Raw genomic sequence first — 17,164 nt, 5'->3', positions numbered from 1 at the left:
TATATTATATTAAATAGATTGGTGTTATTTTCATATAATAGTTTGGTTTTCTTGGGGGGAATTTAGGGGGAATATTAAAATAAATATCTTGTAATATTTTCCCTACCCTTTAGATTTATGGTTATCATTTTTCACAGCTTTTACCAACGGATATCCATAAGGAGAGCAATAACAAATCTCATCGAGAGAAACGTGTAAAATTATCGGTCACTCCGCTCCCTCAGTTCAACGTCAAATTCGTCAAATATTGCCGTCAATCCTGCTTTAATTTATACCCAATAGATTTCAAGTTGCAGCGCGGCGGCAAGTGAACGCAGCCAACAAAGAGGTAACTTGAAAGATAACAGGTATATTCAATGAACAGGAGATTCAATAGCATACTCAATAACAACCTATTGGTTATCCTTTAATTTAAGTATGCTATCTACTTTACGACAACTTTTTTACTTATCTTATAGCGAAATTAATCAGGCAAATTTTCCTTTTCCCATCACGGTATCCGTCCACGCTGTTGTAATGACCGCTTTCGCCTTACTATCCAGACTTTCAATAAAACCATTATCACCGGCTGTCGGAGCAAAACCGCTCATTGCCTGGATTAATGAATCAACCGCATTATCAGAAAGTGCCGTGAATTCACGTTGCTCTGAAGAGTCTTTATTCTCCATATGAATCACCATCTTGGCACGATGACCATTAAAGTAATCATTAAAGGTGATTGAGCCCACCGATTCAAAGAGTCCCTGAGCCGTTTTATCCTGAGTACGACGGTTCACTGATAACACTAAATCGTATCCACTACGCTGGAACCATAGGTTTTGCCAATCAATTCCGTTAAAGACAATCATATCTTCTGCATTGATATCATCAACCTGACTGTCAATCACCTTACCGCTGACCACAAAGCTGTCTACGCCTGCCCCGCCCCGGAAGCGGTTCTGATATCCCCCCAGAACCAGCAGATCTTGACCATCACCACCGTCAAACTGGCTGAATTTCGAAATGGTGGCTGCTATCAGATGATCATCACCTTCTCCACCATTAATCACCGCATGGTAGCCCATCAGTTTAATGACATCGTCACCCGTGTTGCCATCAATTCGGTTAGCATTACCAAACACTCGGCCAAAGTCATTGCCTTCACCTAACTCAACCCGGTTGTTATTACCGATGGTCACAGCATAGTCCTGATCTTCACCAGTATCCACCCGGTTATAGTTACCGGAGGTGACAACATAGTCTTGTCCATTACCGGCATCAATAAAGCCACCTTCACCAAAGACAAAGGATTGATCATTACCTTCGCCCATAAATACCTGGTTAATGCGCCCGGCGACCACGGCGGTATCATCACCCTTACCGCCAAACATCCAATTTTCACGTCCCATCAGAACGCCCAAGTCATCACCTTCACCACCGGTAAAAATGTTAGAGGTGCCAATTGAGTAATAAACATCATCACCACGACCTCCCCAGAAATTGTTGTTATCGCCCAGATAAGCACCGAGATCTTTACCGTCACCGCCCCAGTTGAAATTGTAGTTCCCCAACGATACATGGATATCGCTATCCCCTTGCAGATGACCACTGTTATGCAAGAAATCAAACGTTTTCTGCTCCATATTGAGCAGATCTGCGGTTAGATTTTCTTTCAGATTGCTCACTAACGATTTCATCTCTTGTTGTTTATCTTCGCTGAATATCGTCGCAAACAGATTAGGCAAATTCAGCGAATTAAAGCCCAATGCACGCTCTGGTTTGTCATTCGCCTGAATATTCCCATTGTTGATGGCAGCCGGCACACTCTTTTCCCGATTTTCATCAGGCGCTTTCTCTTTTAGCCCGTGGGTGACAAAAAATGATTCAATACTATCCGCACTCATATCGGCGTTCTGTTTCAAATTATCGATCAATTTATCCGGATCAGTGAAAGCACGTAGTTGATCACCACCAAACTTGTTAATAACTTCCAGCATTTCTTTCAGAATCGCCTCGCCATCAACGGGTTCGCCAGTACGGCAAACAATCTGTCCCTCAGGGGTGTAATCCACAGCAAAAATATCCGCTAAAGTGGTATCTGCATTCACACTGGCTAACCGACCAAGCAGTTTGTTCTTAAGCTGACGCGGTAAGTCTTGTGGCGTGTAGGTAAATGTTGTCTTCGCCATGCCCGTTGTTGAATACTGCTGCGTCATCAAACCAAACAGTGAACCCAGGTTGGTATCCAGAATCGATTGAATATGGTCACCGAACATAAAGTTCCAGCTACCTGTTGTGACCTGAATATCCGCTCCCTGACCACCTACCGCAAAATTGAAGGCTAATTTTTCATTGGCCTGACGGAATTTACCCGCACGACTTATTTTGCCCGTTTCAGTATTGTTGCCGTTGCTACTTAACCATTGGTGGTATTTCTTATTCAATGCTGCTTCCGTGTCACTTTTCAAACCACGGCTACTGCGTTCATGCTGCGAATCCAGATCAGCCAGTGTTTTGTAGTCCACGCTACTAGTTTGGTCTAAGCCAGACATATCCTGCACAAATTTTTTTGCCCCAGATAACGTCCACTGCCGCTCTTGCGCCGTCAACCAGTTCCCCTCTTCGCTGGAACGAGCAATCGACTTCAATACGCCAGTAATACGAACCGCACCATCAAATGGATTAACTAACGGTGGCGTTGGGATAGATTTATCCATCATGACAATCAAGTCATTACTGCGCCCCCGATTGAAACTGACGTTACGATTACCAATAAACATCTGCACCCCTTCAAGTGCTTGATAGCCGCCAAGATTAACGCTGTACTTACTGTCACCATCACCAATATGCACCATCACATTGTTATCACCGAAAGCCAGTGATTTAAAACCACCGGTACCCACTTTGATACCCACGTTCGATGTTCCCCAGTTGACCGCAGTAAACTCACCATCACCCACGTTTACCTGTATATTACCGGTGTAACTCAGCGGCTTATCCGATTGAGGGTTGGAGCTGATCTCTATTCTGTTTTTATGCTTTCCTGGCGCAGTGAAAATATGATGATTATCCGCAATTGCTCCTTTAGCTACCGAATCAGCGTCTGTGTACCCCACCCTGGCGAGGTTGATATCGCTTTCAGCCACACCACGACGCAATTTTTCTGTTGTGGTTGTTAGTTCACCCTGTTCATTCCAGCGCAATACCAGTTTGTTATCATCCAATTTGTTAACCCACTGATTCTTTTTATCGCGGGTAAATTTACGGCCCGTTGCATCAACAGCCACTTCACTACGACGCGCTGAAACATCACTACGGATGCCCTGTTCATCTAAAGCGGTAATAAAACGATAGGCAAAACCGTTCCGCTTATCATCACTAATCAGTGAACAACCCACAATGCTGATACGATCAGGTTTACCTGCCGGCTCAAAGTTCTGACTGAACTGCTTTAGTTTTATTGCCAATTCATCGGCACTGTAACCACTTAAGCGCGTGTTATTGTGTTCCGATTCATCACGGCCATGGCCAACAATCTGCCAACGTAACTTACCTGATAAGCTGTCAGGATCACCGTAAATGACATGATATTTGCCGTCAGAATCGAATTTAACAATGACGCTATAATCCGGGTGTTTACCCGCCAGATTGAGTGCTGCCTTTTCTACAATCGGGTCATTTTCCATCTGAATAATGATCTGACCACCAAAACGCATTTCACGATCCCCCCTCTTTTGCAGCGAATTCTTTACCGTATCCCGATTTTTATGTTGATAACCGGAGACTAACTCTGATGTTTTATTTTTGCCCGATAACGCTTGCAATGCATCCACCGAAGAGTCGTTCTGTTCTCTCTCTGGGGTATTTTCTCGATAAAGATGTTGGGTCTTCTCAAATGCACTATTTAATGCCTGATTTATCCATAGTTCTCCTTTATCTCCGGCAATATCCATCAGATCCCTATAACTAGCAGTGTAGTTTTGCAGTACCTGCCGGCGCTCATCACCGGTCTCCTGCAACGCTTTGTAGACCACCAAACTTTCATTAACCGAATGACCACCATCAAATACCAGAAACACCAAAGTATTAAGATATGCCTGCTCCTGCGAGAAAGTGGGATCTTGACTAGCAATATAGTTATTGAGGTGAACCATGATATTGGTTGATCCAGAGGCTCCCGTCACCACGGAATGCCCTTGTACCAGTGCGTTACGCTCAAGTGCGGTTTCCTGTCCGGGCGTCAGTATTCTGCCCGCTGCAACCTTTCTGCCATATAGAAAATCTTCATATTGATCACCAGATGGCTGGTAAGGTAGTGCAATACCATAATCATTAGTTTGCTGTTCAGATAACTTCACTTTGTAAGTAACATCAGCCATATTCGTTAACTTACTACTGGTGGAACGAGCCTTATAGACTTCATCCCGATAGAAAATATCCGCTTCCGCCTTCCATTGAGATAAATGTAACCCCATACCATCAGTGTTCGACATTTTTACCGCCAGAAACGGAATTTTGATCATTTCAAAACCGTTATCCACCTTGGTCATCATAATCTTAAAATTATCAAAGGTCGGTTTTTGCAAGAATGTAGTCAGTTCAGGTACTCGACTGAACCAAGGACGAATATCCTTTTTAATTTTTTCGGCAAAAGCTTGCATCCTGATAGCAATCTGCCGGTCATGCTCGGTTGAGCCAGAAGTACTTTGCATATATAACTCAAACTCCTGCACCAGAAACTGACCTATCCGCCTGGAGGCGGCTATCACATCCGGTGATGCGGTTTTCACCAACGTATGCGCCAATTCAGAATCAAAACGACGGCCAAATAAGTTGTCAATATATTGGGTAGTTGACTTTTCTCTGTGAGCGTCAGCCTGTAATGACAATACCAAACCATGTAACTCAGGGTATGCATGTAACTGGCTAACCGCATCATTAAATAACCGGATGGTTTCTTGAGATGTGACTTGTCCGGTGAGCCAGAGTTCCCTGGCCCGTTCAATCAAAGGCCCCGCTTCCGGGATATTCGCGGCTTCCAATCGGCTCATGAAAACAATGAGGCTTTCACTTTCGGTCTTAGGTGCCTCCCGTTCAGCAGTCGAGTTTTTTCGAGTTAAAGGTGTAATTTTCCATTTAACAAGTTGATTAATTTCGTCTTGGGTGACACTACCTTGCAAACCGACAATACGTCCGGTTCCATCAAATATGACTCGTTGATTAAGTCGTTCAACATGTTGAGGCGCCACGGCGATCCCAAGGACGCCAGCAGATTCGGCGCGCTGGGCCTGCAAGTGCTCCATCATCCGGCCCATCCTAAAACGTATTAAGTTCACTTGACTGATACGCAGAGCAAATTCCTTTGAGTTACTCTGTTGCCAATGAGAAAGTGCCTGCTCAAACTGCATCACATGCTCTTCATCAAAATGGCTCATCGTTTTATAGAAAATATCCCGTACAGCCGTCAGCGCTTTACTGAGTTGCCTTTTCCGCCTCAATGTTCGTACATTTGGATTGATAAATAGCTTATTTCCCTCTTTCAATAAATTAAATTTTGCACTTTCAAATATAGCGGAATTTTTCTGCTCTATTTTGACATCATTCCCCAACGATTCCAGATTAATGCCTGAAATTCGCGGCACTTTTCTGACAAGCTCATCTGAGCTGTTCGAAGTTGGCATCACTACGTCGTCAGATTGTGCTTTGGCAGATTGTGCTTTGGCAAATTTTGAAGTAGTTAAAACGCGGGTATTTTCTGCGCGAATACCGGCATTTATCTGTAGACGATCAACCGCTTGTTTGGCACCATCCAACGCTTGTAGCTCTTCTTCGGTCAATCCCTTGTAGAATTTTTTTTCAGCTTCCGGTATTAATTCGGGATCAATATAACGACTTGTTTCCCCTGCTCCTGTCGATTCGTAGGCTTTGCCAGACAAACCACTACCACCAGCACCAGTACGATCAGGTCTGGAATCACTCTGTTTTGCCTCTTTAGCATCTGCCTGTACTTGAGCAATCTTACTTGCAGCCGCAGCAATATCACGTTTACCCCGATATTCCGCCCCTTGATGGGCAATATTTGCGTCATTTTCCGCTTCTTTGGCCCGTTGTTGTTGCAATAATGCTTCTTCTTTTCTTAACGCTGCTTTTTTCTGAGCCTCTGCAATATCTTGTTTTGCACTGGCATGATGCTGTTCACTTTGCGCTACGCCGACCTCGGATTTCTTAACTGCTTCTTTTACTTGTTGTTGGTTATCCGTAATAGATTGTCGGACATTCGTTAATTTTCGCTGTGCAATAAATTTGGTGTCATTCAACTTATCCTGAATATGGTCCAGGAATTGGCTAGCAAACTGATTGCGCCACGGGTTACCTGATTGACCGCTGTAATTGGCATAGTTATCAAGTATATCCAAACCTTGCGTCATGGAAATCAGTTTGTCAGTCTCCGCCTGTGCTTCTGCTTCTATCGCATTACGCTGTATCAGCCCACTTTGGTTAAGCGCAGCCTGATCCGTTAATTCTAATTGGGATTGCGATTTTGCAATGGCTGCCAGTTGTTTCTCTTTTTCCTGTTCCAGTAGTTGGCGATCTTTTTCCGCTTTTTCTTTATCACTTAACGCATTTTGCGCCGCTTTATCCTGTTTTACATGTTCGGTAACAACATTGGTTTCTCGTGGATTCTTAGATCTCGCAATAATGTTATCCACAATATAGCCTATGCCATCATTCAAACCGGTTCCTTTAAACTCAATGCGGTTCCTGCCGGCTGTTGCCGTTAATTTCAGCGTTTTATTTTGCCATTTCGCAGTATCTCCAGACGTTGAGAATATCTGTTTTCCGTTCCAAAAAACCTCCATACCACTTTGAGTAATATAAGCATCTGGACGATTAGTAAAATCAAAGCTCAGTGAAATCACTTCTCCTTCAGACAAGTCTTGCAAGTCCTGGTAAATCGTGGTGTTTTTATCGACATCAAGTTCACTAACTCGCTCACCATGGCCAGCGTTATCAAGACCATAGGTATTCGCTGAACCATATGCTTCTATACCATTGGTTGATTGCCAACCCCGATCACCTTGTTCAAAGTCACCATTAATGATCAGATTTTCATTCTGAGCTGATACAGATCGCGTTTTTCGATTCAAAGCACTTTCTATTGACCCCACATCCGGGGTTTCCACAGCGGTTACAGCACCATTGAGACGATGGTTTAAATCTGAATTTACCGGCGAAATTTCATCCATCTGAAAGCCATCAATAGCAGAAACTTCCGCTAAATTAATCGCGCCTCTGCCTTGATGTGTCCCGGACGTGTTAGCTTCATCCCCTTGAATCAGATAGTTGATGGCCTGACTGCCTCCTACACCTAATGCTGTCTGTTTGATATTCTCAAAAAGGGAAGGGAGTTTATTGCTTTCTGCCACAGAAAAACTGTAAAAATCACCGTTACCAATTTTAATCGCCACATTATTACGTGCATAAAAGGCGTTGATACCCAGACCATCACCAACATGAATATTGGCACTGCCTTTACCCTTCATGACCGCAATATTAAGGCCATCTCCAACTGTGGTGTTGACGTTATATTTCCCCCACGCCACGTTAACTGAAACACCATTACCCACTTTGGTATTTACATTAAGATCACCCTGCGTTGCGGTCACACTTAAACCATTTCCCGCCATGGTCGTGATGTTAGCTTTACCTTTTGCCGCAATAACCTGTACACCATCACCGACTTTAGTGACGATATTTCCTTCACTCCATAAGGCATTAAAACTGTCGCCCTTACCCACCTGAGTGACAATGTTAGCTTTACCTTTGGCAAGCACAACATTACGCCCATCTCCCACTTTAGTGATAACGTTGGCTTCGCCCCAAGCTCCAGTGTAATCATCACCATTGCCAACATGGGTAATGATATTAGCAGCCCCCTGGACGACCGTGACTTCCTGCTTATCTCCCACTTTGGTAATGATGTTTGCTTTACCTTTAGCGAAGTTGTAACGGTTGCCATCACCGACATGAGTCAGGATATTAGCTTCTCCCCAAACGGCGTTAATCCCAGTACCATTCCCCACTTTGGTTATGATATTGGCTTTACCTTTGGCGAAACCCACGGTCAAACCATTGCCGACATGAGTCATAACATTACCCATATCGGAAATAAGCAGGCCAACTGTCGTACCATTCCCCACTTTGGTCAGAATATTGCCCTTGCCAAGCAGTACGCCAGCAGTTGTCGCGTCGCCGACATGCGTAATAACATTCGCTCTCGCCGCTGCAACGACTCCCATAAAATCATCACCCACTTTGGTAACGATATTGGCCTCACCCAGTGCTAACACGCCGGTTAAGCCATCTCCCACATGGGTCATAATATTGGCTTTACCAAACATTGCCGCCAATGTCGTACCATCACCGACTTTGGTCATCACGTTCAGTTCACCAGCGAACAAGCCAATACTGGTACCATTACCCACATGCGAATAGATATTGGCTTTACCCATCATTAAGGCGGCAGTCATGTCATTACCAACTTTAGTCAGCACATTGGCACCTCCGATCATGGCAGCAAAGGTATTGCCATCACCCACATGAGTAAACACATTGGCTTTGCCAATCATCCCTGACAGAGTTATGCCGTTACCCACTTTGGTCGCGATATTGCCTTTTGCCAGCATCAGGGCAACACTTGTGCCATCACCAATATGGGTGAACACGTTGCCAGCCGCGATCATTAGTGCCAGCGCATTACCGTCACCCACTTTGGTAAAGATGTTTACTGCACCGCCCATCAACGCCCACGCATCCCCCTTGCCAACATGGGTAAAGAGGTTGCCCGCGCCAACCATAGCCGCAATAGATGTACCATCCCCGACTTTAGTGAAGATATTGCCTGCTGCTGCCATCACGCCCAATGTCAAGCCACCGCCAACATGGGTCAATACGTTACCAATGCCGAACAAGATGCCAGTCGTGTCACCCTGTCCGACTTTGGTCAAGATATTTGCGCCACCTAACATAATGCCCGTGGTATTACCGTCACCAACATGTGTAAGGACATTTGTACCACCGCCCATTATCGTCAGTGCATTACCTTTCCCTTTTTTAGTCAGGATATTGGCTCCGCCAAATGTTATGGCTGTGGTGTTTGACGTTTCAGTCTCATCACTGAGATGCGTGATAATATTGGCACCACCAAGCATGCCAGAAACCAGATCACCCGTGCCGAGCTTAGTCAACACATTAGCGCCGCCCAAAAGTACAGAGGAGATATCCCCTTTTCCCGCTTGGGTGATGACGTTAAAACCGCCCACCCCAGACCAATCCGCGCTACCATCACCTATTTGGGTATGAGTATTGTATCCCCCCAACATCAGTACTCGACTGTTACCGTTGCCTTTGTGAATTGAGATATTGCCATAAGCCAGAAGATGAGCCAGATATCGCCCATCCCCGACCCGCACGAGAACATTTGCTGCACCACCAGCGTCAATATCCATTTCTCCATTCTGGCTTTGGTGAACAATGACGTTTGCTAAACCAGCACCACGGAACGATAGATCGCCCTCTTCACCACTTTTTACAATCACATTAGCAGCACCGCCGCCTTCAAAATGCGTATTACCAAATGTTGAATTGTGCAGAATAACGTTAGCCGCACCCGCTCCGGTGAAATTAATATTACCGTGCGTCACATTGGATATAATAATGTTTCCACCACCTACACCGTTGAAATAAATATCACCAGCACTATTACCACCCGTTCTTGATAATTTGATAAGATCTTGCTCAGAATAACCTTCAAGATTAGTCAAAGAATCAGTGACATCGTGTTTTACATTTAGATCATAATGAAGCTGACTTAAGGTATAGCCAGCACCTATTGATTTGTAACCATGAGGATAGGAAAACGTTTCATTTACTAAACGATCTGTATGGTTACCCTTTTTATACCAAGCTCTTGCAATATATTTCAGCTTTCCTGTTTCAGGATCATTTTTCAGATTAACCGCAACCACTTTGGTATAGGGCTCCAGAAATGCCGCATACACATAAGTATTCGGTTGAACGTTCGATTTAACCGCGGAAACATCGACTTTAAAACCGTCTGAACCAATTGCATATCCGCCCATTTTGGCATCATTCAGTGTGACATCTTCTGCTTTAACATTCGTACCACCAGCATAAGTCACCCATTTATCTGTTAATAATGCTTCCTCAACACCCTGTATCGTGTTTTTTTGTCGATATATAAGGTTAATATTAGAGAGAGTGATAGCCCCTTCGTATTTAATCGGGAAAAATCCGTTGTTTACAGAGATATTTTCCGCTGCCAAGTTCTTAAGATGGTGACCTTTCTTATACCAAGAAGTGGAGTCATAACGGAGCTCACCGGTATCAGGATTATTCTGTAGCCGCACAGCAACAACTTTGGTATTAACTTCATCAGCAAATGCAAAAAGATAAGTATCTGGCTCTATGGTGGATTTAATCGCTGTAACTTGCTGAGATTGCTCAATCCAACGGCCCTCCACTGTTGCCGATGTCATGATAATATCTTTAGCCCGAGCAAATTCTATTTCATTTTTCACACCGGTTCGGGTAATTTTGTTATAAGCCCCGGCACCAGTAAAATAAATATTGCCGTGGGCAATATCAGAATAGAGTTTGTTATAACCACCCGCACCTTCAAGAGTAATATCACCTTGTGTCTGTTCATACACATCTTCACTATGGCGTATACGTTCAATGCGATTTGATGCGCCCGCACCACGCAAGATAATGTTACCTTTTCTACCTCTACGCACAATATGATTATCAGCGCCAATACCATTCAAAGTGATATCGCCACTTTCTACTCGCGAACTGATATTATTTGCAGCACCTGCACCATTAAATGTCACATCTCCTTGAGTGCCTTGATAACGGTTAAACCAAGTACGGTCAATTTCGTTAGCAACTCCTGCACCAGCAAAATACAAATCGCCTTGGTTAGTTTCATGCCATAACTGATTATATCCACCAGCACCTTTAAAACTGGTATCACCAGATAAACCTTTACGAACTAGTTTGTTATAGCCAGCCGCACCCGAATAATATAAATTCCCCGTTTCACCGGTGTGATCAATAAAAGCCGTCCCGGCTGCACCTGCAAATGACAGGCCGCCATTTCCCGTTTTACGAATACCGGTATAACCTGAAGCTCCCTTTACCGAAAGTTCACCATTCGTATGGTATACATCGACCTTTAATGAACCCACAATAACATCATCATCTCCGCCATAAGCATAAACTTCACCACCAACACCAATAGCAGTAATACTATTACCATTATTATCGTCGTAATATTTTCCAGTAAAGAAGTACTCTGTACTTCTATTTGATGATTTCCCCATCAATCGTCCTTTAATTTATCGTTGAAATTAAGACCAAAACCATACATCTAACGAATGTAGCGATTGCTTTGAATATTCAATTTCTTATATACCCAATAGATTTCAAATTGCAGCGCGGCGGCAAGAGAACGCATCCCCAGGAGCATAGATAACTATGTGACTGGGGTAAGTGAACGCAGCCATGAAAGATGACGGGTATAAAATAGGGCAAACCCTCTGACCTTTTAATAGTCAAAAAAAATAATTAAAAATCAATTAGATATCCTTTAAAAACTTGTTTAATTCATGATTATTATCATTCTATTCTCTATAAAGTTTTATCTCTGTTTAATTAAACAAAGAGAAAAGATACCGTTATTATCATTAACATTAGAGATTATTTGCACAAATTTCTTAGGCACACCTTTATCCCAAAAATAATTTATTAATAAAACGTGTATAACAAGAAAAATATCAAGTCCAGAAAAAATTTAAACTGATACATCTATAAACACATTTTAAAAAACATCGCTGAGATAAAAAAATCAAAAAAGATATTTAACGCGGATGTGTTTTTCCACGAAAATATAGAAAAAACAGGAGATACAATAAAGTAACGAGCAAACTAAAACATAAATCCCATTAATTAAAATCAATTATTTCATTCCACCATTATTAAAACATTGAACATTATAACCATTAAAAAAATATAAGTAAATGAGATAATAATATCCTACTATTTTAGTAGGAAATAATAATAGCCAATAAAGTTACTATTACCTACCACCGGAACAAAACTGTTCATTATCTGGGGTAATGATGTAAACCACATTGTATGTATCGGCATTTTGGTTTCATCTAATTTCGACGTCTTAATAGATAATTTTCTATTCCTGGGGTTAATCTCAGACGAAAAGTCTCAGACGAATCAACTATACCTGTTATCTTTCAAGTTGCTTCTTTGTTGGCTGCACTCACTCACCCCGGTCACATAGTTATCTATGCTCCCGGGGATTCGCTCCCTTGCCGTCGCGATGCATCTTGAAATCTATTGGGTATATAGCTCTGTAAGAAAATTCTGTTTGAACACCCCCAACCAAGACAGTTAAACCTGCATAGAGAAATGAGCCACTTTTCAATGAGCCACTTTTTATTATTAAATAATACTGAAATTAAACAAAGAACCACTGTACCTGACGGATACAACGATTATTTTGAGTATCAAGTTTTCCGCGGACAGTACAAGCTTTCTGGCCTTTCCATGGCAAAAAGACACGGCGGCGTAAATCTCTGGCAACTTCACGCCCATGACCAAAAGGCGCAATCATTTCGGGAAAAAAGATATATGGACCTGAACGCCAATCCGTATGAGTAAGCTCTCTTTCTCCCGCAAGCAGTTCCTCCCGATTTTGTTCCGACAAAAAAGCCCAATTACAGAAAGCAATAGGGCGCCCATGTTCATCTTCATAGTAGCAAAACTGATTGAGTTCAAATGCAGGCAAAATACGCTGCTGCCATTCAGACACCAAATATCTGCGATGAAGAGGAGAATGCTGGCTCAATAGCATCACTCCTCCGATCATTGCCTGTATTTCTGCGGTATTCAGTTTCACTGGCTGATGTATAATCGCCATGCGTTATTCAACCATCAGATGTTATTTTTCGTTTTTAGCTGCACGTTTCTTCGCATTCGCAGGTTCTTCCACCATAATTTCAGCTTCTGATGTAATCTGTTCTTCCGGCAATTGCGGCGCCGGTAAAAACCCTGCCGCTATCAATTTATCAAATTCAGCCGCCATGCGTGGATCTTCCAACATATTTTTAACCATCGACACCATATACATAAATCCCGATGCTGGCATATGAATAACTTGTTTTAATTCAAGTTCATTGTCATTTTCCGCCATTACTCCATTCGCCATACGATTGGATTCCTGACCAACAAAATAAAGAGAGAAAACGCCCTTGTTATAATTGACGCTAGAGACAGTTTGTACAAATTTTTCAGACATATTTATTTACCAAAAAACAAACAACTTATTAATAAGATTGTACAATACGTACAACAGTGAAAGCATTAAATACAAAGATATTATGAAGTTATCTAGCTATAAATGCTTTTATATGAGTGAATCAAATAAAATAATATAGAGCAAAAATTCAAAGACAATATTTATATATCAGAAAGTCTTTTTACCCCCCATACATAGTCCTATTTACCTACACACCGTTACCAACAACAAATATAAGATAATAAAGTGACAATTAAATGAAAACATAACAAACAGGCAACATAATGCTCTGTTTTTATTAATACTCTATGCAAATTCTAAAGATGTTTTTTCATGAATGAGATTGAAAAATTAACCATATCATCATTAAAGTTAATATTGATGATATGTAATGGAAAAAACAATACTATTGATATTGATAATCTAAAAGACGCGAGTTGTTACCAATCTTATATAAGAGATATAGAGAAAAAATTTAACTTATCTCTTGCAAATAAGACGTCTGTAAGAAAAAAACACAATGACATACCATTACCAGCAATCTTGTTTGATAATAATGGCCTACCTTTTGTTTTAGCCAAATCGGATAAAGAAAGCTCACTCATTCAGAAGGTGAATAAAGAAACCCCAGAAATATGGTCTGCTAAAAAACTGACGGAAGAATGGAATGGAAAATGGATTAAGATAAAACAAAAACAATCAAAATTTGATATTAGTTGGTTTATTCCAGAGTTTATGGCACAAAAGAAAAACTTGGGTGAAATATTGCTATTTTCTTTTGTACTACAAGTTCTTGCACTCATTTCTCCCTTAGTCATTCAAGTGGTTATGGATAAGGTATTAATCCATCAGGCGTTATCGACCCTTGATGTATTAATCTTTGGCTTAATTATCGCCGGAATCATAGAGGTGATGTTAAGGGGATTGCGCGAATACCAATACGCTCATACCGCAAACCGTATCGATATCAAACTGGGATTAAAGCTGGTCCGGCATCTGTTCGGGCTACCTTTGCTCTTTTTTAAATCCCGTCAGGTAGGGGCAATTGTCACACGGGTGCGCGAACTGGATACTGTCAGGGAATTTCTGACCGGTTCAATGTTCACCTTATCCGTCGATGTGCTGTTTATGTTTGTTTTCATCTATGTGATGAGCCTGTTATCCAGCACGCTGACCTGGGTTTTTATCGCCACAATTCCTTTTTATGCCATTCTGGCATGGTGGCTGACGCCTCGCATGGAAAAAGCCGTTGAAGAACAATTCACTCATGCAGCAATCAATACTTCTTTTCTGACGGAAACCGTTTCCGGTTCCGAAACCCTTAAAAGCCTGGCAGTAGAACCGAGATTTGTTCGCCGCTGGGATAGCCAAACTGAGAAGATGATTAATACCAGTTATGCAGTACAGCAACTTGGTAATCGTTCAAACCATATTGTTATGCTACTGCAAAAAGTTACCAATGCCGCGATTCTCTGGTTAGGTGCATCAGAAGTTTTATCACTACAAATGACCATTGGTCAGTTAATCGCTTTTAATATGATGGTAAACCATACTTCCCAACCATTAGCCAGGCTGGTAGAGCTTTGGGGGCAATTTATCAGAACGCGGGTAGCCGTAGATAAATTAGGCGATATGTTAAACCTACCAACCGAGCAGCAATCCGGCCAACAGCCCATCACTCTGCAAGGGGCGGTCTCATTTAACAATGTTGTCTTTCGTTATCAACCCGATATTCCTCCCACCATTAAAGGATTTAATCTTGATATAAGCGCTGGAGAAACCATTGGTATCGTAGGCACTTCCGGCTCAGGCAAAAGCACGTTAGCACGTTTATTACTCCGCCTTTACTCACCGGAAACAGGCGCGATCACCTTAGATGGAATTCCATTGCAAAATATAGGTATCGAAACACTCAGGCAACAAGTTGGAGTGGTTCTGCAAGAAAATTTCTTATTTAACAAAACAGTATATGAAAATATTGCTCAATCAAAACCCGATGCCAGCCTGGAATCAGTGATTAAAGTCGCCAAACTAGCGGGCGCTCATGAATTCATTCTCAGACTGCCGATGGGATATGACACAATCATAGCAGAAGGAGGGCAATCTCTATCCGGCGGTCAGCGTCAGAGGCTTGCCATTGCTCGGACCATACTTGCAGGCTCCAAAATTCTCATTCTCGATGAAGCAACCAGTGCGCTTGATGATGAGTCACAATCACTCATTCAATCAAATATGGCAGAAATTGCACAGAGCAGAACCGTCATCACTATCGCACATCGGCTTTCAACTGTGCGTCATTGTGATCGCATCATTGTTCTTAATCAGGGGGAAATTATTGAACAAGGCTCGCATGAGCAACTACTTAAGCACGGCAAGCAGTACCGGAAGCTCTGGCAACTGCAACAGGAATTGAAACAGGAGGTGCCTTATCATGCTTAAGGCGTTTAAGGATAAAATTAAAACCCGGTTGGGCTTTTGCCCACAGCACTATGATTTCTTGCCAACACATTTAGCATTATCTCAGCGTCCTCCTTCACCTTTTGCCCGCTACACCGCAATCATGCTTAGTGTAGGCATCATCATAGCGCTGCTCTGGGCATATCTGGGTAAATTGGATGTTCAGGCAACAGCAACTGGCCGCCTGATTGTCTCCGGTCGCTCTCAGATAATTCAAGCGTATGAACAAAGCCGAGTGACAGCTATCCATGTTCAGAACGGACAGCAGGTGATTAAAGATACACCACTCCTGACATTAGATACACTTGGCGTTAATCAAGATATCGCCAGATTACTCAAGCAGATTGAATATCAAGTCCATGAAAAGATTCGTTATCAAGCTTTGACTGAGGAACAAGAACCAGCAGAACAGGAACTGTTTCAAACATTGCCAATATCTCAACAAACACAAATTATTGAAAACTATTCCCGTGAGAAAAGAGAATATGAAGCGGGCATAACAAATCTGAAAGCAGAGATGAACGTCAATCTCGCTTCTCAACAAGCACGAAAAAGTGACATTAATGCGCTCACTAAGCTTAGGCAGAATATTAGCCAGCGTTTAAAGGCACGCCAAACCTTAAGTGAGAAACAAGTGATCAGTAAAGTTGAATATCTTGAACAGGAAAAAGAGTTCCTGGAAACAGAACGTCTGATTGCTCAGCAAAGTGCCGAACTTAATGTTCTGCAATCACAATATATTAACCTTGAAAAACGACTAAACAGCCTGAAAACACAAAAAGAACGCGAATGGTTTGATAAAAGAAAACAGGCCGAAGTTCAATTGGTCGTCTTAGAACAAGAACTTTCAAAAGCTCAGGTACGGGAACAACTCGAAGTCATTCGCTCCCCTGTCACAGGAACTGTGCAACAACTCAGTGTGCATACCTTAGGTGCGGTACTGCAACCGGCACAAAACTTAATGGTAATTGTACCTGATGACGATGTACAACTGGCAGAAGTGCAAATTTTAAACAAAGATGCTGGGTTTGTTTATCCCGGACAGCAGGTCACCGTTAAGGTAGACGCCTTCCCCTACACACGTTATGGCACTATCGACGGTGAACTGATGAGCATCTCCAGAGATTCAACCACTGATGAACAATTAGGGCTGGTCTTTCCTGCTCAGGTAAGCCTTAAAAGTAGTCATATTGTCATAGACAATACCAGTGTTGAAATTACCCCGGGTATGTCAATTGTCGCAGAAATCAAAACTGATCAACGCCGCGTTATCGATTATCTCCTGAGTCCTATCAGAGAGTATCAGTCTGAAGCATTGAGGGAGAAATAATC

Annotated in this window: 5 protein-coding genes; 2 read left to right on the top strand and 3 right to left on the bottom strand. The window is 42.4% G+C overall.

The genetic code is table 11. The annotated features are described in order from the left end of the window. Positions 1-467: 467 nt before the first annotated feature. The 3 genes from rtxA to rtxH form a co-directional block, all read right to left on the bottom strand. Positions 468-11,384 (bottom strand): MARTX multifunctional-autoprocessing repeats-in-toxin holotoxin RtxA, encoded by a 10,917-nt coding sequence (gene rtxA, locus AM629_RS05140; RefSeq protein WP_054476754.1) that lies wholly within the window; start codon positions 11,382-11,384, stop codon positions 468-470. Between the two features lie 1,151 nt (positions 11,385-12,535). Beyond that, on the bottom strand, positions 12,536-12,997 hold the full coding sequence (gene rtxC / locus AM629_RS05135; RefSeq protein WP_054476752.1) for an RTX toxin-activating lysine-acyltransferase RtxC: 462 nt from the start codon (positions 12,995-12,997) through the stop codon (positions 12,536-12,538). 21 nt (positions 12,998-13,018) lie between these two features. Then, on the bottom strand, positions 13,019-13,375 hold the full coding sequence (gene rtxH / locus AM629_RS05130) for a protein RtxH (RefSeq protein ID WP_054476749.1): 357 nt from the start codon (positions 13,373-13,375) through the stop codon (positions 13,019-13,021). A gap of 333 nt (positions 13,376-13,708) precedes the next feature. Here rtxH and AM629_RS05125 point away from each other — a divergent pair, with 333 nt between their 5' ends. Both AM629_RS05125 and AM629_RS05120 read left to right on the top strand, forming a co-directional pair. After that, on the top strand, positions 13,709-15,814 hold the full coding sequence (locus tag AM629_RS05125; RefSeq protein ID WP_054476747.1) for a peptidase domain-containing ABC transporter: 2,106 nt from the start codon (positions 13,709-13,711) through the stop codon (positions 15,812-15,814). Beyond that, positions 15,807-17,162 carry an HlyD family type I secretion periplasmic adaptor subunit gene (locus tag AM629_RS05120; protein ID WP_054476745.1) on the top strand — a complete coding sequence of 452 codons (1,356 nt, stop codon included), beginning with the start codon at positions 15,807-15,809 and terminating at the stop codon, positions 17,160-17,162. The genes AM629_RS05125 and AM629_RS05120 overlap by 8 nt, the downstream gene beginning before the upstream one ends. The last annotated feature ends 2 nt before the right edge of the window (positions 17,163-17,164 follow it).

The sequence above is a fragment of the Photorhabdus heterorhabditis genome (genome assembly GCF_001280945.1).
Lineage (GTDB): Bacteria > Pseudomonadota > Gammaproteobacteria > Enterobacterales > Enterobacteriaceae > Photorhabdus > Photorhabdus heterorhabditis.
The sequence above is the reverse complement of the archived record's forward strand: the minus strand, read 5'-3'. Positions and strand labels throughout refer to the sequence as shown.